This window comes from Pseudomonas simiae, assembly GCF_000934565.1.
GTDB classification, from domain to species: Bacteria; Pseudomonadota; Gammaproteobacteria; order Pseudomonadales; family Pseudomonadaceae; genus Aquipseudomonas; species Aquipseudomonas simiae.
On the sequence record NZ_CP010896.1, the window covers coordinates 2375583 to 2394298 of the forward strand.

19 protein-coding genes and 1 pseudogene are annotated in these 18716 nt (G+C 61.4%); 13 read left to right on the top strand and 7 right to left on the bottom strand.

The window, feature by feature from the left end:
* Positions 1-7: 7 nt before the first annotated feature.
* Genes PF1751_RS10810 through PF1751_RS10840 form a run of 7 tightly spaced genes read left to right on the top strand, consistent with a single transcriptional unit; the run spans position 8 to position 5969 of the window.
* The gene (locus PF1751_RS10810) at positions 8-433 is read left to right on the top strand and encodes an ExbD/TolR family protein (RefSeq protein ID WP_010211136.1); all 426 of its coding nucleotides are present in this window, start codon (positions 8-10) and stop codon (positions 431-433) included.
* A 3-nt stretch (positions 434-436) separates the two neighbouring features.
* Positions 437-1141: an energy transducer TonB family protein gene (locus tag PF1751_RS10815; RefSeq protein WP_010211135.1), complete on the top strand. Its 705-nt coding sequence runs from the start codon at positions 437-439 to the stop codon at positions 1139-1141.
* A 42-nt stretch (positions 1142-1183) separates the two neighbouring features.
* Positions 1184-2884 (top strand): putative porin, encoded by a 1701-nt coding sequence (locus PF1751_RS10820; protein WP_010211134.1) that lies wholly within the window; start codon positions 1184-1186, stop codon positions 2882-2884.
* Between the two features lie 18 nt (positions 2885-2902).
* Positions 2903-3529, top strand: coding sequence for a hypothetical protein (locus PF1751_RS10825; RefSeq protein WP_010211133.1), 627 nt, complete (start codon positions 2903-2905; stop codon positions 3527-3529).
* A gap of 20 nt (positions 3530-3549) precedes the next feature.
* A complete protein-coding gene (locus PF1751_RS10830) occupies positions 3550-4002 on the top strand; it encodes a YbjN domain-containing protein (RefSeq protein ID WP_010211132.1) in 453 nt (150 codons plus the stop codon).
* A complete protein-coding gene (locus PF1751_RS10835) occupies positions 3999-4940 on the top strand; it encodes a peptidylprolyl isomerase (RefSeq protein WP_021493301.1) in 942 nt (313 codons plus the stop codon). The genes PF1751_RS10830 and PF1751_RS10835 overlap by 4 nt, the downstream gene beginning before the upstream one ends.
* Positions 4941-4991: 51 nt before the next feature.
* Positions 4992-5969: a LysR family transcriptional regulator gene (locus PF1751_RS10840; RefSeq protein WP_044287001.1), complete on the top strand. Its 978-nt coding sequence runs from the start codon at positions 4992-4994 to the stop codon at positions 5967-5969.
* Between the two features lie 84 nt (positions 5970-6053).
* Here PF1751_RS10840 and PF1751_RS10845 read toward each other — a convergent pair whose 3' ends face one another.
* On the bottom strand, positions 6054-6920 hold the full coding sequence (locus PF1751_RS10845) for a LysR family transcriptional regulator (protein ID WP_021493300.1): 867 nt from the start codon (positions 6918-6920) through the stop codon (positions 6054-6056).
* Positions 6921-7013: 93 nt separating this feature from the next.
* Between PF1751_RS10845 and PF1751_RS10850 the strand changes: the two genes are divergently transcribed.
* From PF1751_RS10850 to PF1751_RS10865, 4 genes are read left to right on the top strand one after another with little or no spacing between them, the layout of a single operon-like run.
* The gene (locus PF1751_RS10850; protein WP_021493299.1) at positions 7014-7562 is read left to right on the top strand and encodes a DUF4865 family protein; all 549 of its coding nucleotides are present in this window, start codon (positions 7014-7016) and stop codon (positions 7560-7562) included.
* Between the two features lie 47 nt (positions 7563-7609).
* The gene (locus PF1751_RS10855; RefSeq protein ID WP_029529167.1) at positions 7610-8164 is read left to right on the top strand and encodes a histidine phosphatase family protein; all 555 of its coding nucleotides are present in this window, start codon (positions 7610-7612) and stop codon (positions 8162-8164) included.
* A gap of 45 nt (positions 8165-8209) precedes the next feature.
* Positions 8210-8965 (top strand): precorrin-6A synthase (deacetylating), encoded by a 756-nt coding sequence (cobF, locus tag PF1751_RS10860; protein WP_010211126.1) that lies wholly within the window; start codon positions 8210-8212, stop codon positions 8963-8965.
* An 11-nt stretch (positions 8966-8976) separates the two neighbouring features.
* Complete coding sequence (locus PF1751_RS10865) at positions 8977-9696, top strand: alpha/beta hydrolase (RefSeq protein ID WP_044287002.1); 720 nt, start codon at positions 8977-8979, stop codon at positions 9694-9696.
* Positions 9697-9707: 11 nt separating this feature from the next.
* On the opposite strand, the gene PF1751_RS10870 is transcribed toward PF1751_RS10865, so the two are convergent.
* Positions 9708-10262, bottom strand: a complete 555-nt coding sequence (locus PF1751_RS10870) for a DcrB/PsbP domain-containing protein (protein WP_010211123.1) — start codon at positions 10260-10262, stop codon at positions 9708-9710.
* Between the two features lie 72 nt (positions 10263-10334).
* On the bottom strand, positions 10335-12143 hold the full coding sequence (locus PF1751_RS10875; RefSeq protein WP_010211122.1) for a monovalent cation:proton antiporter-2 (CPA2) family protein: 1809 nt from the start codon (positions 12141-12143) through the stop codon (positions 10335-10337).
* A 364-nt stretch (positions 12144-12507) separates the two neighbouring features.
* Here PF1751_RS10875 and PF1751_RS10880 point away from each other — a divergent pair.
* Positions 12508-12813: pseudogene (locus PF1751_RS10880) on the top strand (XRE family transcriptional regulator).
* Between the two features lie 186 nt (positions 12814-12999).
* Here the strand turns inward: PF1751_RS10880 and PF1751_RS10885 are convergent.
* From PF1751_RS10885 to PF1751_RS10900, 4 genes are all read right to left on the bottom strand, one after another.
* Positions 13000-13902, bottom strand: coding sequence for an amino acid metabolite efflux pump (locus PF1751_RS10885; RefSeq protein WP_010211120.1), 903 nt, complete (start codon positions 13900-13902; stop codon positions 13000-13002).
* 53 nt (positions 13903-13955) lie between these two features.
* Positions 13956-15860, bottom strand: a complete 1905-nt coding sequence (gene asnB / locus PF1751_RS10890; RefSeq protein WP_042571547.1) for an asparagine synthase (glutamine-hydrolyzing) — start codon at positions 15858-15860, stop codon at positions 13956-13958.
* A 45-nt stretch (positions 15861-15905) separates the two neighbouring features.
* Entirely contained in the window at positions 15906-16865 is a 960-nt protein-coding gene (locus PF1751_RS10895; RefSeq protein WP_010211118.1) for a diiron oxygenase, read from the bottom strand.
* A gap of 80 nt (positions 16866-16945) precedes the next feature.
* Positions 16946-17731, bottom strand: coding sequence for a crotonase/enoyl-CoA hydratase family protein (locus tag PF1751_RS10900; protein ID WP_010211117.1), 786 nt, complete (start codon positions 17729-17731; stop codon positions 16946-16948).
* 107 nt (positions 17732-17838) lie between these two features.
* Between PF1751_RS10900 and PF1751_RS10905 the strand changes: the two genes are divergently transcribed.
* Positions 17839-18636, top strand: coding sequence for an AraC family transcriptional regulator (locus PF1751_RS10905; RefSeq protein ID WP_010211116.1), 798 nt, complete (start codon positions 17839-17841; stop codon positions 18634-18636).
* Positions 18637-18716 lie beyond the last annotated feature (80 nt).

Genomic DNA, 18716 nt, shown 5'->3' on the forward strand with positions numbered 1-18716 from the left:
AATCGCCATGGCTTCCGTAAATGCCTCCCACGACGATGACGATGACGCCGCCGTCGACAGCATCAACATCACGCCCCTGGTGGACGTGCTGATGGTGGTGCTGGTGATGTTTATCCTCACCGCCACCGCCCAGGTGTCGGGCATCCAGATTCACCTGCCCAAGGCCAGCGCCTCGGTGTCGTTGTCGGAGGCCAAGACCAAGGCCATCTCCGTGAATGACGGTGGCCAGGTGTTTCTCGACGCTTACCCGGTGACGCTCGGCGAGCTGGAAGAACGCCTGCGCATCGAGAAAGCGCTGAACCCGGATTTTCCGGTCATCGTACGTGGCGATGCGATGGTGCAGTACCAGAAGGTGATCGAAGTGCTCGACCTGCTGCGCCGACTTGAGCTGTCTCAGGTCGGGTTGGTCACCGGCAAGCCGAGCCAGGGCTGAACCATGACTGCACAGATCCCGATCGCGCCCTTGTCCGTAAAAAAGAAGCCGCCGTTGCGCCCGTTAAAGTGGGGTGCCGGCCTATTGCTGGGCGCCGTGGCGGCCTGGTGCTTGTGGCAGTGGGCCAATGACATGAGTGGCGTGCGCCGCGAAGCGCCGAAGGTGCCGACGATCATCCCGTTGCCGCCACCACCGCCACCGCCGCCGGAGAAACCCAAGGAGCCTGAGCCCCAGGTCGAAGAAAAAATCCCGGAGCCGGTGCCAAGCCCCGAGCCCGAGGAGGTCAAGCCAGCCGAGGAAGCGCCGCCTTCGCCTAACGAGGATCTGGCCAACCCGATGCAGATCGACGGCGACGCCCAGTCGGGCAATGACGGTTTCAACATCGGCGCCGGCAAGGGCGGTGGCCTGGCCGGCAGTGGCGGCGGCGGCTTGGGGACGGGCACCTATAAGCAGTACCTGGCCGGCACGTATCAACGGCTGATGCGCGAAGACCCTGAGCTGCGCAAGAAGGCCTTCTCGATACAGATAGACCTGTGGTTGGGCGCCGACGGCCAAGTCACCAAGGCACTGGTGGCCAAGTCCAGCGGGGATGCCGAGACCGACGCGCAGATGCTCGCCTTGATCCAGGCACCGCGTGCCACCCAGAAGCCGCCGGCGTCGCTGACGCTGCCCATGCGCCTGTCCCTCAAGGGCCGGCGTCCGGATTGAACAAACCCTTTTACAACGGTTTTTTACAGGAGTTGCGTACACATGATTTCCCCCGTGAATCGACTGACCCTGGCGGTCGGCATGGTCATCGCGACCCTGGTCGGCCAGGCGGCTGCCGCCCCGGTCGCGCCCTCGGAAAACGTCACCATCAACCTGATCCGCCTGTTGGTGCAGCAAGGCGTGCTGACCCAGGACACGGCCAATGGGCTGATCGCCCAGGCCGAAAAAGAGGCACAGCAGGCACGCCAGGCCAATGCCGCACCGGTGGTTGCTGCAGGCCCGACTGCCGCACCCGGCGATGTGCGTGTGCAGTACGTGCCGCAGGCGGTGAAGGATCAGATTCGTGATCAGGTCAAGGCCGAGGTCATGGCCACCGCCAAGCAGGAAAACTGGGCACAGCCCAATACCTTCCCGGACTGGGTCTCGCGCATCAGCTTTGACGGTGATATCCGCCTGCGGGACGAGTCGCGTTACTTCTCGGGCAATAACAGTAACGAGATTGTCGACTACGCCAAACTCAATGAGAGTGGCCCGTACGACACCAACAAGGACACCAACACCAAGCTGCCACCGCTGCTCAACACCACCAAGGATCGCGAGAACCTGTTCCGCCTGCGTGCGCGCCTGGGCATGAAAGCGGTGCTGTCGCCGGACTGGACCGCCGGCATCCGTGTCGGCACCGGCTCCGACAACAACCCAGTGTCCACCACCCAGACCCTGGGCGGCGGCTTTGGCAAGAAAGACATCTGGCTCGATCAGGGATACCTGAGCTGGAAGGCCACCCCGGACGTGACCCTCACCGCCGGGCGTTTCGCCAACCCGTTCTATTCCACCGACATGATGTATTCGGGTGACCTGAACTTCGACGGTATCGCTGCCAACTTCAACCATGCGCTGAACAGCCAGTGGGGCCTGTTCGGCACCTTGGGTGCGTTCCCGGTGGAGTACACCTCCGACTCGGCCAGCAGTAACGGGTTCGACAAGGAAGACAGCGAGACCAAGTGGCTGTTTGGTGGTCAGATCGGCGCCAACTGGAAGATCAACCGCGAAAACAGCCTCAAGGGCGCGGTGGCCTACTACCACTTTGATGATATCGAAGGTGAACGCTCCGGCGCTTGCCGCCCCTGGTCCGGCCAGCCGGCCTGTGACAGCGACGGCTCGCGCCTGGCCTTCATGCAGAAGGGCAACAGCGTGTTCCTGCTGCGCGACATCGCCCCCAACCCGGCCACCCCTGGCCTGACCCCGCAACCGCAGTTCGTGGGCCTGGCGTCCAAGTTCGACGTGCTCGACCTGAACCTGGCCTGGGATGCCGAACTGCCCAGCGATTTCAAGCTACGCACCCAAGGCAACTTCATTCACAACCTGGCCTACGACAAGGGCGAAATGCTCAAGCGCAGCGAAGGCGAGATCGTCAACAACATCAACAGCAAGGGCCAGTTTGAAAGTGGCGGCAATGCGCTGATGGTCTCCTTCACCCTCGGCAGTGCGCTGGAAATGCGCAAGCGCGGTGATTGGAACGTGTTGGCCGGCTACAAGTACATTCAGCCTGACGCCCTGCCTGACGGCTTCAACGATTCGTCGTTCCACCTGGGCGGCACCAACGCCAAGGGGTACTTCATTGGCGCCAACTACGGCATCGAAAAGAACATCTACGCCAGTGCGCGTTGGTTGAGCGCCTCGCAAGTGTATGGCGCGCCGTTCGAAGTCGATGTGATGCAACTGGAACTCAACACGCGCTTTTGATGCGCAGGGAGATGCCACATGAACACGCGAATCTGCGGGCTGTTGCTGCTGCTGGTCACCACTGGCGCGTCGGCTGAAGGCATGGAGGAGCGCCTGCGTACGCAACTGCGCAGCACCACCCAGCAATTGCAGGCCCTGCAAAGCGAACAGGCCCAGGCCAGCGCCGCGCGGATTGCGGCTGAAAACCAGGCCAAGCAGGCCCAGGCACACATCAAGCAGTTGACGGCTGAGTTGGACAAGGCCCGTGGCGTGGCCGAGCAAATGGCCGGTCAGCAACAGAGCCTGCACAGCCAGGCACAGGCGCAGGTGGCGGCCAGTCATGAGCAGATCGGCAAGTTCAAGAAGGCCTATGACGAACTGCTGGTGCTGGCCAAGGGCAAAGAGGCCGAGCGAGCGCGCTTGCAGGCACAACTGAGCGAGCGTGACACACAAGTGCAGCAATGTTCAGTCAAGAATCAACAGATGTACGGCGTGGCTCAGCAGTTGCTCGCGGCCTACGAAAAAATCGATGTGGCCGAGGTGATGAGTATTCGCCAGCCCTTCGCCAGCAGCGCGCGGGTCAAGTTCGAGGAACTCGCCCAGGGCTTTGGCGACGATTTGTACAAGAGCCGTTTCGATGCGCCCCAGGCAACTGCCAATCATTGATAGACAGGGAAGAGATCACCATGAGCGAATTGATCACCAGCGTCACCCCCCAGAGCCTCACCGAGTTGCTGCAGGAAGCCGGCTATCGGGTCAACCAGACCGAACAAAACGGCATCGTGCAATTGCTCAGCGCCAGTCAGGGCATCGGCTTTGCCGTGCGCTTCGGTAACCCGGCGGCAGAGCAGGGTGCGTATGTGGATTTCACCTACAGCTGCGCGCTGCGGATCCAGGGCGAATTGCCCGAAGGTTTGGCCCAAGTGTGGAACGCATCGCGACGCTTTGCGCGGTTGTCGGTGCAAGGCGAGTTTTTGTTGATGGAAATGGACGTGGTGGTGGCGGGTGTCGGCGCCACGCACCTGCGCAGCCATTTGGAATTGTGGGACCGCCTGTTGCAGGAGTTCATCGTCTACCTGCGTGAATACAGCCAGCAGGCGGCGCAGTTGCAGGCTGAAGCCGAGGCACCGGTATTGTGAAGAAGCCAACCCTGATGGTCGGCGCGGGTGCGTTGGCCTTGCTGGTGGTGGCGGTGGGCTTGAGCCTGCGGCCGGGCAGCGACCCGGTGGCGGCGCAGCAACCGGCACCGGTGCTCAACCCTGTATCGGCCGGACCGGCGGTGGCCCGCCTGGGCAATCAGCAGATCGACCTGACGGAACTGAAAACCGTGCTGGCCAGCCTGCCTGCCGAGTCCCGCGAGCAATTGCGCGGCAACCGCAGCGCGTTGGAGACCTGGATCCGTTCACGCCTGGCGCAAAAGGCCGTGCTCGAACAGGCGGACGCCCAGGGCTGGCGTCAGCGCCCGGACGTGGAACAGCAGACCCGCGCCGCCGCCGAGCAAATCGTGTTTCGCGACTACATGCTGTCGGTCAGCCAGGTGCCGGCCGATTACCCCAGCGCCGCGGAGTTGCAGTTGGCCTACGACAGTGGCAAGGCGCAATGGGTGACGCCACCGTTGTACCAGGTGAGCCAGATTTTCCTGGCGACCCATGACCCGCAAACCGTCGACAGCGTGCGGCGCCAAGCGCAGGAACTGAGCCGTCGTGCCCAGGCTGCGCCGGCTGATTTCGCCGCCCTGGCCACGCAGTTTTCCCAGGACACCGACTCTGCCGCGCGCGGTGGCGACTCGGGCATGCAGCCCTTGCAACAGCTGGTGCCGGAAGTCCGCAGTGCGGTGTCGCGCCTCAAGGTCGGCGCGGTGTCGGACGTGGTGCAGAGCGCGGCGGGGTTTCATGTGCTCAAGCTCACCGGCCAGCAACCGGCGCGTACTGCGACCCTCGACGAACTGCGCGAACGTCTTACGCAGGCTCTGCGCGCCCAGCGTCAGGAACAGATCGCCAAGGCCTACCTCGAAGGCATGCTCAACACCGCAACCCTGAGTATCGACGGCGCCGAACTGAACAAGGTGCTGGAGTAACCCGCGTCAACCCGCATTGGATGCACAGACCGACAAGACAGGGAGTCTCCCATGGCATTTCTAGAACCGTCCGCCCCGCAGGTGCCGTCCTCTTATCGCGCCCCGGCGGAGGGGCGCAGTCGCTGGCTGGCCCTGGCCCATGAGATCGACCCGGAGGTGGCGCGCTACTTTCTGGTGAGCGCGCGCTGCGGCTGTTTCATGCAGGCGGCGCGCAGTCTGAATATCAAGGCGACGCTGTTGCGCAAGCGCCTGGCGCAGCTTGAAGAGCACGTGCGCCATTCGCTGTTCAGCTACCAGGGCAATGGCTTGGTACTCAGTCGCGACGGCCAGCAATTGCACGCCCAATTGATTGCCCTGGCCCATGAACGGCGTTTGCCGGTCACGGAGCAGCCGCTGATTCGGCTGGCGGTGGCCGAACCGATCTTGCACGACATCCTTGGGCGCGACCTGATCGCCTTGCTGCGTCGCAATGCCAGCGTGCGCCTGGAGATCATCTCCATCGACAGCCAGTTGTCGCTGCAAGCGGTGGATGTCGACGTGGTGCTGTGGCTGTCGGACGCCGATGACCCCGTGCCTGGCCCGAGCTTTGCCACCGAGCCGCCACAGGCCCTGGCGCGCTTGCACTACGTGCCGCATATCGCCAAGCGATATTCACGGTTGACGACGCGGCCAGACAGCCTGGAAGACCTCGACGACTACATGCTGGTGCAATGGCAGCCCGATGCGCAGGTGGGCGCCTTGCGGGCTTGGAACCATGTGGTGGAACAGCGCCTGGCAGCGGTGGTGCAGGTGCATGCGTATTCGCTGATGCTGGAGATGATCCGCTGTGGCGCGTGCATTGGGTTGCTGCCGCATTACATGAGCAGTTTTGACCGGGGCTTGGTGGCGTTGCCGGGGTTGTTGACCGAGAGCATGCAGCGGCAGGTGTGGCTGGCGGTGAATGCGCAGGTGGCGGATAGGGAGGCAGTGCGGATGATTGTGGCGTTGATTGTGGGGACGTTTGAGGGGCGGCGGGAGTGGTTTGACTGACGGTTTCGATTTCATGCCAAACCCGGTTGAAAAGGTGGAGCTGGCTTGCCAGCTCCCACGGAAAGCCTACTGGCGGGCCTGATTTCAGCGCTGTAGGACGCCGCGAAAGGTCGTGCTCAGGGCTCGCAAGGTTTCCCTGGAGCGCACGTCACTGATACGGCTGTAAAGCACCACTTCACTGACTGGCAAGGGCGGCAAGCCGTATTGCTCGCTCACCTCCACCGCACCCGTCGGCGCCACGCGATGGGCGAGGGCCGCCACGCCGAGCCCGGCGCTGACGGCGGCGCCTACGGCCATGACGCCACCGCCAACGAACACTTCGGTCCAGTCGATGCGTGCCTCATCCAGTGCGCGTGTCGCCAGGTGGCGAACGCCGCAGGGCGCGGCCATGGTGGCCATGCGCAGGGGCGTGCCGGGACTGTGTTGCCAGGTGGGGGCGGCGAACCAGCCAAAGCGTTCCACCGCCAACACTTCGCCGTCTTGGCGGTCGCCCTCGTTGCGCACGATGACCGCGTCCAGCTCATTGCGATCAAAGGCGGCGACCAGATCGCGGGAGGAGGCGATGCGCACTTCGAGGATCACCAAGGGGTCATAGGCGGCCAGGCGGCTGAGCCACGTCGGCAGGTCGGGGCCGGCCACATGGTCGCTGATGCCGATCACCAGGCGCCGCAGCAAGGGGTTGCCCATATCGGCCAAGGCGCGTTCATGGGCATTGAGCAGGGCGCGGGCGGCGACGATGAACTGTTCGCCGCGGGGCGACAGCCGCACATGCCGAGGCGTGCGTTCGAGCAGGCGATAGCCGAGGCGTTCTTCCAGGCGTTTGAGCTTGAGGCTGATCGCCGCCTGGGAGGTGTCGAGGGCTTCGGCAGCGCGAGTGAAACTGGCGAAATCGGCTACCAGCACAAAGGCCTGGACGGTGTCGATATCCAGCGGTTTTAGCGCGTCAGTCATATTGACTCCTTATCGCACCTATATTGGCTGATATCTTGTTGAAATGATCGTCGCTGCGCAAGCTCATCCCTCATCTTGCACAGGAGTTTTCGCATGTTTGCCAAACAATATTCACACCGCTTGCCTGCTGACTACGACATGGGCGTGATTCGCCGCCGCGCCGCGCAACTGGGGCCGTTGTGGGATCACGCCGAGGGGTTGCTGTTCAAGGCATTTATCGCCCAGGAGCACGGCGGCAATGTGTATTCGTCGGTGTACCTGTGGGCAGACCCGTTGCAGGCCGCTGACTTTTTACTCGGCGAGCGTTTTCAGAAGGTGCTCGATAGCTTTGGTCGGCCGCACATTGAGAGTTGGTTACCGCTGGATGTGCAACGTGGCCCGGCGCAGGGTGCGTTGAGCTTGTATCGCGAGGAGTGGCCGCTGGCGCCGGGAGCGGACAGGGCGGCGGTGCTGGCCGAGGAGAAGCAGCGCAATCGGCAGCTGGCTGACAACAGCGACACCTTTGCGGTGTTCCTGGCGCTGGATGTGCAAGCGTGGCGTTTGGTGCGTATTACGTTGTCGGCCAAGGCATTGGATACGGAGCACCCAGGTAGGGGTTACCAGGTGCTCTATCTGGCACAGGGCGTTGCGTCCCTGCGCTAACTGCTCCAATCTTGCTGGCCTCATCCCTATCCTTCAGGAAACCTGTGATGCAGGCCACTCGTTTGACACTTATTTGTCATGCCGTGACGCCACAGCAAAAAAAGGGCAGCTTCCCCGATAACGAGTCCGTTGCGATGGACTGGCAACATGCGGGCCTGTCCCTTGCCGGCCGCTATAAGAAAAGCCTGCGCCTGGTCTGCGGCCCAGAGGCGCGTACCCGCCAGACAGCAGGCTTGTTCGGTCGCAATCCCCAGGTGGATAACGCCTTGCGTGATGGCGACTTGGGTCGTTGGAAAGGTAAGGACATCGATGATATCGACCGTGAGGAGCTGATGGATTGGCAGGGCAACAGCGCCAGCACATCCCATGGTGGCGAATCGGTGGACCAGGTGTGCACACGGGTAGGGCAATGGATGAAGTCCCTGGAAACCCAACCCGGCCATATCGTCGCTGTCACCCACCCCTTTGTGATCCGTGCCGCAATGTTCTACGCCCTGGGGTTTCCCATTTCGATGTTCTACCTGATCGATGTCGAACCGCTGTCTGCCACTGAACTGCGCTTCAACGACGTGTGGCGCCTGCGCCTGGAAACTCACGCCTAGCCGCCTGAACATGGCAAAATCCACGCCCCGCAATGAGAGCAACCCATGAAACGCATCCTGATCATCGGCATTGGCGCCGGCAACCCTGACTACATCACGATGCAGGCCGTGAAGGCGCTCAATCGCACCGACGTGTTTTTCCTGATGGACAAGGGCCAGAGCAAAGACAAGTTGATCGACCTGCGTCGCGAAATCTGCGAGACCTATATCACCGAGCCTGGCTACCGTTTCGTCGAGGCCGATTGCCCCGAGCGTGTGCGCGGCGATATCGACTACACCACCGCCGTGCAGGACCTCAACCGCGACAAGCAGCAGACGTTCGAACGCATGATCAACGAAGAAATGGCTGACGGTGAAGTGGGCGCTTTCCTCGCGTGGGGCGACCCTGCGTTGTATGACAGCACCATCCGCATTCTGCAGGCGATTCTCGCCAGCGGCCGCAGTGAGTTCGAGTTCGAAGTGATCCCTGGCATCACCAGCGTGCAAGCCCTGGCAGCCCAGCACAAAGTGCCGTTGAACCGAATTGGCAAGTCCGTTGAGATCACCACCGGGCGCCGTTTGGCGGCGGGGCAGGCGAGTGATGCCGACACGCTGGTCGTGATGCTCGACGCCGAAGACTCCTACCGCACCCTGGCGGATCAGGACCTGGATATCTATTGGGGGGCCTACCTGGGCACGCCGGATGAGATCCTGATCAGCGGCAAAGTCAGTGAGGTAGCGCAAGAAATCGAACGGGTGCGCAAGGCGGCGCGCCTGCAAAATGGCTGGATCATGGACACCTATCTGTTACGCAAACCCTGAGGTAACGTCCCATGCTCAAACGCTTCGCCCTGGCGCTGACGCTGGTAGTCGGCACCGCCCATGCCGACGATGTATTGCACACCGACTTGCCTTTGTCGTACCTGGAACAGGCCCAGGGCGATGCGCGTAACCAGCCTCTGGTGATTTTCCTGCATGGATTTGGCAGTAACGAGGAGGACCTGTTCGGCATCAAGGACGCGCTGCCGTCCACCTGGACCTACTTGTCGGCCCGTGCGCCGATGCCAGTGGACCCGCACGGTTATCGCTGGTTTACCAAGACACCCGGCGACGGTGATTACGATGGCGAAACCGCTGACCTGCAGCGCAGCGCCAAGCTGATCGAAGACTTTGTCGGCAAAGCCACCGCCAAGTACCACACGCAACCGGATCGGGTGTTCCTGGTGGGCTTCAGCCAGGGTGCGATCATGTCCTACGAGGTGGGCCTGCGCCGGCCGGAACTGCTGCGCGGCATTGCGGCGTTGAGTGGCAGCGTGTTGCCGGTGCTCAAGGCTGAGCTGAAGCCGAACGCGTCACTGGGCAAACTGGCGATCTTTATCGGCCATGGCACGTTGGACCAGGCTTTGCCGTATGTGTCAGCGACACGGGCGAATGAGGTGCTGACCGGGTTGGGGTTAAAGCCGGAGTTCCATGGGTACCCCGGCATGCCGCATACCATCAGCGAGACGGAAGTGCAGGACCTGAAAGCCTGGTTGGAAAAAAGCCTGCACTGACCGTCGAAAGGTTATTTGCCGCCGGTAATCTGTTTGACCAACGCCGCATGCCCCTTGGCGTCATCCGCCCGTGAAATAGCCTGGATCACCAGCAGGTGGTTGCCCGAACCACCCAGGAACGTGGAGTTCAGCGTCTTGCCGCCGCCCTGGGTGGCGGTGCTGTCTACCTGGCGCAGGCCCAGGCCTTTGAACGTCAGTTTCTTCTCGCTCTGTTTCTTGAAGTCAGGCAGCGCAGCGCTCTGGTCCTTGACGAACCCGGCCACAGCGCCATCCAGGAATGGCGCGTCGTTGTCGCCGATGGTTACCCCATCGTTACGCACGGTTTCGGCGACGATCACCACACTTTTCGTGGTCTGGTTCGCATACATCGTGCCCTGGGTGTCGGCGGTGCCATCCTCGGCCTTGCCGGCCGGCAGGGTGTCGGCGACGTAGGCCTTGGGCAGTTTGAAGGTGAACTTGCCACCCAAGGTGGAGATGGTTTGCGTGGTCGGCTTGGAAGCGGCGAATACGCTGCCGGCGGTCAGCGCGAGGGCCAGCAGGACGGCGGTCTTGGTGAAAGTGGCCATGAAGCGCTCCGGGGATGAACGAAATTGCGCCGTATTCTGTCAGAAATTTCGCAAAATCGTTCATCCATAGCCTCACACCTTGTCGGACTCTTCCTCAAGTCGGTCCATCTCAAACAATCGCGCCAGTTCTGTCCGGGCTTCCTGGGCGGTTTGCATGACTTTGGCGGCGTCGTCGTACACCGCGTGTTGCGCGGCCAGCACTTGCAGGTCGTGGTTCTTGAAGCGGGTGATGCGCGCATCGGCCTGGGCCTGGCTCAATCCGAGGCCGACCAGGGTGCGACGGCTCATTTCCAGGCTGGAGTAGAAGGTCTCGCGAATCGGCGATGCGTCCAGGTCCACCAGGCGGTGCACGTGCTGGCGGTTACGCGCGCGGGCGATGATTTTCATGTGCGGGTAGAGATTGCGCACCAGCTCGGCGGTCTTGATGTTGATCTCCGGGTCGTCCATGGCGATCACGAAGAATTCCGCCTGGTCGACCTTGGCGGCGTGCAGGATCTCTGGGCGCTGCGGGTCGCCATAAAATACCGGCATGCCGCCGAAACTGCGGGTCAGTTCGATGGTTTCCACCGACGTGTCCAGGGCAATGAACGAGATGTTCTGAGCTCGCAGGATCCGCGCCACGATCTGGCCCATACGGCCCATGCCGGCGATGACCACACGGGGCGCGTCGCTTTCGATGGTGCGGTACGCCTCGGGGATTTCCACTGGTTTGACCTTGGGCTTGAACAGCTTCGGGCACACCAACAGCAGCAACGGCGTCACCGCCATGGACAGGGTGATGGTCAGCACCAGGATGTCGTAAAGGTGCGGTTCGAACAGGCCCTGGTCGCGGCCTATCTTGAACACCACGAAGGCGAACTCACCGCCCGCTGCGAGCACCACGCCCAGGCGCAGGGCGCTCTCGCGATTGAGATCACCCACCATGCGGCCCACGGCATACAGCAGCGGCAGTTTCAAACCGATCAGCAGCAGCGTCAGGCCGATCACCACCAGCGGTGAGCTGAGCAGCAGGCTGAGGTTGGCGCCCATGCCCACGCTGATGAAGAACAGACCCAGCAGCAGGCCCTTGAACGGTTCGATCTGGGATTCCAGTTCGTGGCGGTATTCCGAGTCCGCCAGCAGCAGGCCGGCGAGGAATGCGCCGAGGGCCATGGACACGCCCACCAGTTCCATCAACCAGGCGGTGCCGATTACCACCAACAGTGCGGTGGCGGTGGACACTTCGCGCAGGCCGGTCTTGGCGACGACGCGAAACACTGGCCGCAACAGGTAGCGTCCGCCGATGATCACCACCGCAATACTGCCGAGAATCTGCAACACATGCTGCAGGCCCTGGGCTTCGGTGGTCGGGTGATCGCTGCCGGCCAGCAACGGCACCATGGCGATCAGCGGGATCGCGGCGATGTCCTGGAACAGCAGAATCGCAAAGGCCAGGCGGCCATGCGGCTGGTTCAGCTCCTTGCGCTCGGCCAGGCTTTGCAGGCCAAACGCGGTAGATGACAAGGCCAGGCCCAGACCGAGCACGATCGCACTGTTCCACGACTGGCCGAACAGCCACAACGCCACCGCGCCCATCACCAGACCCGTGAGCAGCACCTGCGCCAGACCTACGCCGAACACGGCCTTGCGCATCACCCATAAACGCTTGGGCGACAATTCCAGACCGATGATGAACAGCAGCAAGACCACGCCCAGCTCGGAGAACTGCGCGACGCTTTGCGGGTTGCCGATCAGGCCCAGCACCGACGGGCCGATGATCACGCCGGCGAACAGATAGCCCAGCACCGCGCCCAATTGCAGGCGTTTGGCCAGGGGCACGGTCAACACGGCGGCGAGCAGGAACACCACGGCTGCTTGTAACAGGTTGCCTTCATGGGGCATTAGGAACTCCAGGATCTTCAAAGCCAATCAACAGACGGGTATTAGAGCGCCTTTTACATTTCGATAATTGTGTTTTTGCCGCGTATGCGTGTGATGGAGCAACGTTTTTACAAGGGACTGAGCGCACTGGGGTCGTTGCTGAAGGATGTACAAACAATTTGCCGACCCCTGCGAGTGGAAGCCAGGCCACTTCATCTTCTAGTTTTAGGCTCTTGAGTTTATATTCCCTGGGTGGAATATTTTCATGGGTTGGAACATTGAGTACACGGATGAATTCGGCACCGGTGGTATGAGGAGCACGTCCCTGTGGCTGAAAAGCTGTATGACGTGCATTTGGAAGCATTGCGTAAAGAGGGCCGTACCCATGGCGAAGCAATTCGCTGAACTTCAAGCTCGCATGACGCCGCAGGCGCGTGCTGAAGCGCAGCAGCTGGTCCAGCAACATCTGCAGGAAATGCCTCTGCATGAGCTGCGCAAAGCTCAGCAGTTGAGCCAGCAAAGTCTGGCCTAGGCATTGAATATCAACCAGGCCGCCGTCTCCAAGATGGAGCGGCGCACCGACATGTACATCAGCACGTTGCGCGACTATATCCGTGCGATGGGCGGCGAGCTGGAAATCATTGCGACGTTTCCCGATGGTCAGGTCAAGATCGACAATTTTGCCTGCTGAACGCGGTCGCGAACGCCTGACCTCAAGGCAATGCTGCTCGCCGGCCAGGGCGTCGGGGATCTGGAACTCATCGTCCCAGCCCCCGTGGCCTGAGGTTTGCACGCGATGAGCGACTTTTATCGCCGGCGAGTCATGCAGGTGCTCGCGCAGCCCATACGCGAACAAAATCCTGAATTCATGCCATGACTATCTATCCATGTGGGCAATCGGCTGCGGTTCCACGGGCGCGAGATTGACTGGCCTGCGGTACAGGCCCACCGCCAGGCCAACAATGATGATCCCGATCGAGATCAGGTTCGGTGTGGAAATGCGCTCGTCGAGGATCAGCATCGAACTGGTGATACCGAACACCGGAATCAGCAACGACAGCGGCGCCACGGTGGACACCGGGTACAGCTTGAGCAGCGAGTTCCAGCCCCAGTAGGCAAAGTGCGTGGCCAAGTAGACCTGGAACAGGATCGAGAGGATCGCCGTCAGGTCGAGGCTGCTTTGCAAACCTTCGAATGCCGCGCTGCCGTGCATCAGCCAGGCGGTGAGGAACAGCGGGATCGGCGGGATCAGGCTGGCCCAGACCATGAACGAGAAGATCTCCTTGACCCCGGATTTCTTGATGATCACGTTGCCTACGCTCCAGGCCACCGCACTGAGTACGATCAGCAGGACGCCCAGCACCGCATGGTTGCCTTCCTGAGTGGAGATGATCCCGGCCAGGCCAATCAAGGCCAGCACGGCGCCGATCATCTGCGCACCACGGATTTTCTCCTTGAACAGCACAAAGCCCCAGCCCATGGTGAAGAACACGCTGAGCTGAATGATCAACGACGCAATACCGGGACTCACGCCCACCTGGATGCCGTAGTTGATCACGCCCCACATGCCCAGCCCGAAGATAAAGCCGTAGGCGGCCACGTAGCTGAACTTGACGGCGGGGCGTTTGATAAAGAACACCAGGGGCAGGGCGGCGAGGGCAAAGCGGATGCCCGTGAGTACAAACGGATCGATGGCGCGCAGGCCCAGTTTGGTGATCGGGAAGTTGACCCCCCACACCAGGGTAACGAGCACGGCCAGAAACAAATGTTTTTTCAGCATGGACCCTCCTTGGGTCAGGCGGCACAGCGCGATCGCGATGTGCCGCCGGGAAGTCAGTTCAAGGCGAAGCGTTTTTGCATCAGGCACAGCCCGGCGATTTCCATCAGCAGGTTGTCTGCCGAGGCGCGTTGGGCGGTGGACAAGCTTGGCAGGGTTGCCAGCAACGCGCGCACTTTACGCGGATCGAAGAACGGCACGTTATTCAATGCCGGGCCGCTCAACACATCGTTGATCATTTCATACAGCTTCGATTGCGGGCTTTCGGACGCCGGTGGCGCGCGGAAGTACTGCTTCTTGCGATCCAGCACAGCCTGGGGCACGTAAGGGCGCATGGCTTCGCGCAGGGCGTACTTTTCGGTGGCGCCGCGTACTTTCATGTTCACCGGCAGGCGGCACGCGGCCTCGATCACTTGGTGATCGAGCAGCGGTGGGCGGCCTTCCAGGCTGCCGGCCATTTCCATGCGGTCACCCAGGGAGGTGAGCACCACGTTGGGCAGGCTGGACTTGGCGACCATGTACAACGAGCGGTTCACCGGCTCCCAGCCGTTGAGTGCCCGTGGGCTCAGACGGTCGTAGAACTCGCGATAGGCATCGGTATGGCTGAAACGCTCACGGAAATCGTCGCTGTACAGCTGCGCCAGGGGGCCGAACAACGCCGATTGAGTTTGCAGCCAGGACACGCCGTGGCCCAGTTCGTCCTGTACCCATTTCACGTCATTCTTGCCGCCAGGCAGGTAGCGGTCTTCACTGGCGTGCAGGCGTCGGCTGAGTTCGGCAATCGCCGACGGGTCCTGGTTTTCATGGTTGTACAGCACCATGTCGCGACGATAATGCGGGTAGCCGCCGAAGACTTCGTCGGCGCCTTCACCGGTCAGTACGGCGCGCATGCCCTGGTTCTGCACGTATTTGCACAGCAGGTACTTGGCCACGCTGTGAGCGTTGGCGAAGGGCATTTCGGCGTGCCAAAGGGCATTTTCGAAGTTGTCCGCCATGTCGGAAGAGTTCACCGACAGCACGTTGAGGTGGGCACGGTTATGCCGGGCGGCCACTTCGGCGTACTGGCGTTCGTCGTAGGCTTGCTCGCCCTCGAAAGACAAGTGGAACGCCTGCAAAGATTGGCCGGTCAACTCGGTGGCGATGCCCAGCATGGCCGACGAATCGAGGCCGCCGCTAAGGCACACGCCCACCGGCACATCGGCGTGCAGGCGCAGGCGTACGGACTCCTCGATGGTGTTGCGCAGGGACTCGATCATCTCGGCTTCGCTGCGCTGTTCGGTCGCCTCGGCATCCGGGAAGTCCCAGTCCCAGTACTGTTCGGTCTGCAGGCCGCTTTCGTCGGCGATAATCCAGCAACCCGGTTTCACGCTGCGGATGTTGTTGAACACGGTACGGTCGCGCAGGATAAAGCCGCGATTGGCGTAGGCTTCGTGGTCCCACTGTGCCGGCACGCCGGCTGCAAGCAAGGCTTTGATCTCGGACGCGAAGTACCAGGCACCTTCATGTTCGGTGTAGTACAGCGGCTTGACGCCCACCCGGTCGCGCACGGCAAACAGCTTTTTGCGCAAGCGATCGAATATCAGGATGGTGAACTCGCCGCGCAGTTGTTTGAGGCCACGCACGCCATGGCGGCGGTACAAGTGCATGGCGATCTCGCTGTCGGACGAGGTCTTGAAGCGGCAACCGTAGCCTTCCAGCTCGGTGCGGATGCGTTGATAGTCATAGAACTCGCCGTTGACCATCATCACCAGGTCGCCTTCGTCGGCAACGATAGGCTGGGTGCCGTTACCCAGGCCGACCAGGCCCAGGCGTACGTAACCAAAGGCCGCTTGGCCCTTGGGGTCGAACCATTGGCTGGAGCTGTCCGGGCCGCGATGATGGATGGCACGCAGGGCGGCATCGAACATGTTCGGGTTGAACGCACGAGGTTGTTTGGCAAAGACGCCAATGTATCCACACATGACAATTACTCTATTGAATTTGTAGTGATCAGCAGCACGCTGGTTTCAAACGGTGGTGACCGGTTCGTTCATCACCTGCAACTCGGGCAGCACCACTTCGGGGTGTATGCCGATGGAGCTGAGGATCTCGGGCATGGCCGAGTAGTCCGCTTCGCCGGTCTCGGTAAATTGAGTCGGTAGCAGCAGCGATGGATCGCCGAATACTTCGAGCAGTTGCGGCAGGATGATTCGCCACGCTGAAATCTCGCGCATCGGGAAGATCCGGATGGAGTTGGCGATGCCGCGGGTGAACAAGGCGGTTTGCTGCGCGGTGAAGCCACCGACGACCTGCTGCACGAACAGCGGAAAGATGTGCTTGTGCACCAGTTCGTCTTTTTTGTGCAGGGCTACCACATGGCGGAACACCGGCTGGATGTCCGGCGCGTTGCTGAGGTCGGCCAGGTAGTCGCTGATGAATGTCTCCGAGACCAGCGAGAAGGCCAGGCGATAGATCTTGAAATCCGCCTCGGACAAGGTGGCCTGGGCCTGGCTCAGGTGGCGGGTCAGTTCCAGCTCCGGCCATTTGATGCGCATGCCGCGTTGGGTGATCGCCAGCTCACACATGTTGATCGAAAACAGCGTGTGATAAGCCTCATCCGCCAGGGTTTCAGAAATCGTCGCGGCGCTGGCGGAGCTCAGGCGCGAGCCCAGCTGCAGCAGGTCGATGCAGGACGGGCAAATGATCTCGGTTTCGATGGCGATGGTTTTCTGGTTGTAGATCACCCAGCCGGCCGACAGGATCAGCAGCTTCAGGGCATGGGGGTAAGCCTGGTAATGCGGGTCATGGGCGAAAGGTAACAGGGCCTCGAGAAAGTCCGGCGCCTGCAGGTCCAGCTGGATATCCGGGCGTTGGGAATCGAGCTTGATCTGTGCGCGTTTATGCCAGCTGCGTTCGATTTTGATCAATCGTTCATCGGTCGCGTCATTGCTGCGATAAAGATCGTCTTGAGTGCTGTGCTGAAACATGGTTTCACCGGGTTAATAGTGAGTTGTGACGGCCATCCATGGTTTGCCGAGGTGTGCCCGGCAACGTTAACGACCGGGAGTTACACCGCTGGCGCGGTCTGGATCTTGTCCTTCTTGCGATCCAGGAAGTCGGCCAGGCGATCCTGTGTGCGGATGTCGGAAGACACCACGGCGGCGATCAAGGCTTCCGTCATCAGGCCGTCCTGCTGGCTCTGATCGACAATGCGTGGCAACACATGGGTCACCGCGTAGTTGGTCATGGGCAGGTTGCCGGCGATCTTGTGTGCCAACTCGGTGGCCTTGAGTAACGCCTGGCCGACCGGCACCAGGTACTGGGCCACGCCGCGTTCATAGCTTTCCTTGGCGTAGAGCGTGCGGCCAGTGAGCATCATGTCGGTCATCAGGGCGATGCCGGCGATACGTGGGAAGCGTACCGAGGCGCCGACGCCGACATACAGGCCACGCATGGCTTCGGGCAGCGAGAAGAAGGCGCTGTCATCCACCACGCGCAAGCTGCAGGCGGTGGCGATTTCCAGGCCGCCACCGATGGCGGCACCGGTAATGGCGGCTACCACGGGCACCTTGCCAAACTGGATCAGTTCGAAGGTCTTGTGCCATTCGCGGAAGGCCTGGACGTTATCGATGACCGATTGGTCGCGGATTTCCGACAGGTCCAACCCCGTGCAGAAATGCTGGCTGGTGCTGTAGAGCACGGCGGCACCAATGCCGTCGGGTATGTTGGTGAAGGTATCGCGCAGTTCGTGCATCACTTCCAGAGACATCGCGTTTCGCTTCTGCGGGCGGTTGAGACCCACCATCAAAACGGCGCCGTCTACGCTTACGTCCAAGTAGTTTTTGCCACTCATTTTCCGAATATCCCTTCGATATGAACCCAACTTGGGGAGCGACGATTCTAGGTGGCAGAGTGATGGCCCGCTTGCTATGTCAGGTCATACTTTGACAAAATTGGGCCATGCCACCGACCTTCAGTTTTTCTCCTTATGAACCCGATAGCCCCGAAGCGGTGGTGACGCTGCGCGAGTACCCGTCCGGTACGGTGTTTCCACGGCATACCCACCGGCGCGGGCAGTTCGCCTATGCGTCCACCGGCGCGTTGAAAATGTTCACTGACCTCGGCAATTGGGTCGTGCCGCCGCAGCGCGCCATTTGGGTGCCGGGCGGGATATCCCATGAGATGCACATGCGCGGCGACGTGGTGATGCTCAATACCTACCTGAATGACGACGCGGCCCAACGCGCCGGGTTGCAGGACTATTGCCAGGTGTTTGGTGTCTCGCCGCTGTTGCGCCATCTATTGGAGGCGGCGCTGGCGATTGGGCCATCGGCGTCGCCGAGCGTGCGCGATCGGTGTGTGCTGACCCTGCTGATCGATGAAATCGGCGCCATGCCCGAGTTGCCCCTCAGTGCGCCATTGCCCTCCGAAGCGCGGCTGGCCCGTTCTTGTCAGCGTTTCCTTGAGGCACCGACGCAGAAAATTTCCATCTGCGAGATGGCCGACTGGTCGAGCATGAGCCGGCGCACCTTTACCCGTAACTTCCGTGAATGCACCGGCATGACCTTTGTGTCATGGCGCCAGCAGGTGTGCCTGTTGGAAGCGACGGCGCGGCTCAGTCATGGCTCGTCCATTACCGATGTGGCGTTCGAGTTGGGGTTCAGCAGCTCCAGCGCGTTCACCTCGGTGTTTCGCCGTAACCTGGGCGATTCACCGGCGCGTTACCTGGCCAAGTCCAAGGCTGCTTCCATCTTCTGAAAGAAAGGGGGGGCCAACGTGGTGCCTTTTCCCCCAGCGGTACGACGTTGAGCCGTGGCCTTTGTTACTATCGCCGTCCC

Coding starts and splice junctions, on each gene's coding strand:
- PF1751_RS10855 (WP_029529167.1), top strand. CDS start 7,610: ATGCAGGCCACTCGTTTGACACTTATTTGTCATGCCGTGACGCCACAG.
- PF1751_RS10905 (WP_010211116.1), top strand. CDS start 17,839: ATGCCACCGACCTTCAGTTTTTCTCCTTATGAACCCGATAGCCCCGAA.
- PF1751_RS10870 (WP_010211123.1), bottom strand. CDS start 10,262: ATGGCCACTTTCACCAAGACCGCCGTCCTGCTGGCCCTCGCGCTGACC.
- PF1751_RS10885 (WP_010211120.1), bottom strand. CDS start 13,902: ATGCTGAAAAAACATTTGTTTCTGGCCGTGCTCGTTACCCTGGTGTGG.
- PF1751_RS10815 (WP_010211135.1), top strand. CDS start 437: ATGACTGCACAGATCCCGATCGCGCCCTTGTCCGTAAAAAAGAAGCCG.
- PF1751_RS10845 (WP_021493300.1), bottom strand. CDS start 6,920: ATGACTGACGCGCTAAAACCGCTGGATATCGACACCGTCCAGGCCTTT.
- PF1751_RS10865 (WP_044287002.1), top strand. CDS start 8,977: ATGCTCAAACGCTTCGCCCTGGCGCTGACGCTGGTAGTCGGCACCGCC.
- cobF (WP_010211126.1), top strand. CDS start 8,210: ATGAAACGCATCCTGATCATCGGCATTGGCGCCGGCAACCCTGACTAC.
- PF1751_RS10820 (WP_010211134.1), top strand. CDS start 1,184: ATGATTTCCCCCGTGAATCGACTGACCCTGGCGGTCGGCATGGTCATC.
- PF1751_RS10850 (WP_021493299.1), top strand. CDS start 7,014: ATGTTTGCCAAACAATATTCACACCGCTTGCCTGCTGACTACGACATG.
- PF1751_RS10830 (WP_010211132.1), top strand. CDS start 3,550: ATGAGCGAATTGATCACCAGCGTCACCCCCCAGAGCCTCACCGAGTTG.
- PF1751_RS10810 (WP_010211136.1), top strand. CDS start 8: ATGGCTTCCGTAAATGCCTCCCACGACGATGACGATGACGCCGCCGTC.
- PF1751_RS10875 (WP_010211122.1), bottom strand. CDS start 12,143: ATGCCCCATGAAGGCAACCTGTTACAAGCAGCCGTGGTGTTCCTGCTC.
- PF1751_RS10900 (WP_010211117.1), bottom strand. CDS start 17,731: ATGAGTGGCAAAAACTACTTGGACGTAAGCGTAGACGGCGCCGTTTTG.
- PF1751_RS10895 (WP_010211118.1), bottom strand. CDS start 16,865: ATGTTTCAGCACAGCACTCAAGACGATCTTTATCGCAGCAATGACGCG.
- PF1751_RS10840 (WP_044287001.1), top strand. CDS start 4,992: ATGGCATTTCTAGAACCGTCCGCCCCGCAGGTGCCGTCCTCTTATCGC.
- asnB (WP_042571547.1), bottom strand. CDS start 15,860: ATGTGTGGATACATTGGCGTCTTTGCCAAACAACCTCGTGCGTTCAAC.
- PF1751_RS10825 (WP_010211133.1), top strand. CDS start 2,903: ATGAACACGCGAATCTGCGGGCTGTTGCTGCTGCTGGTCACCACTGGC.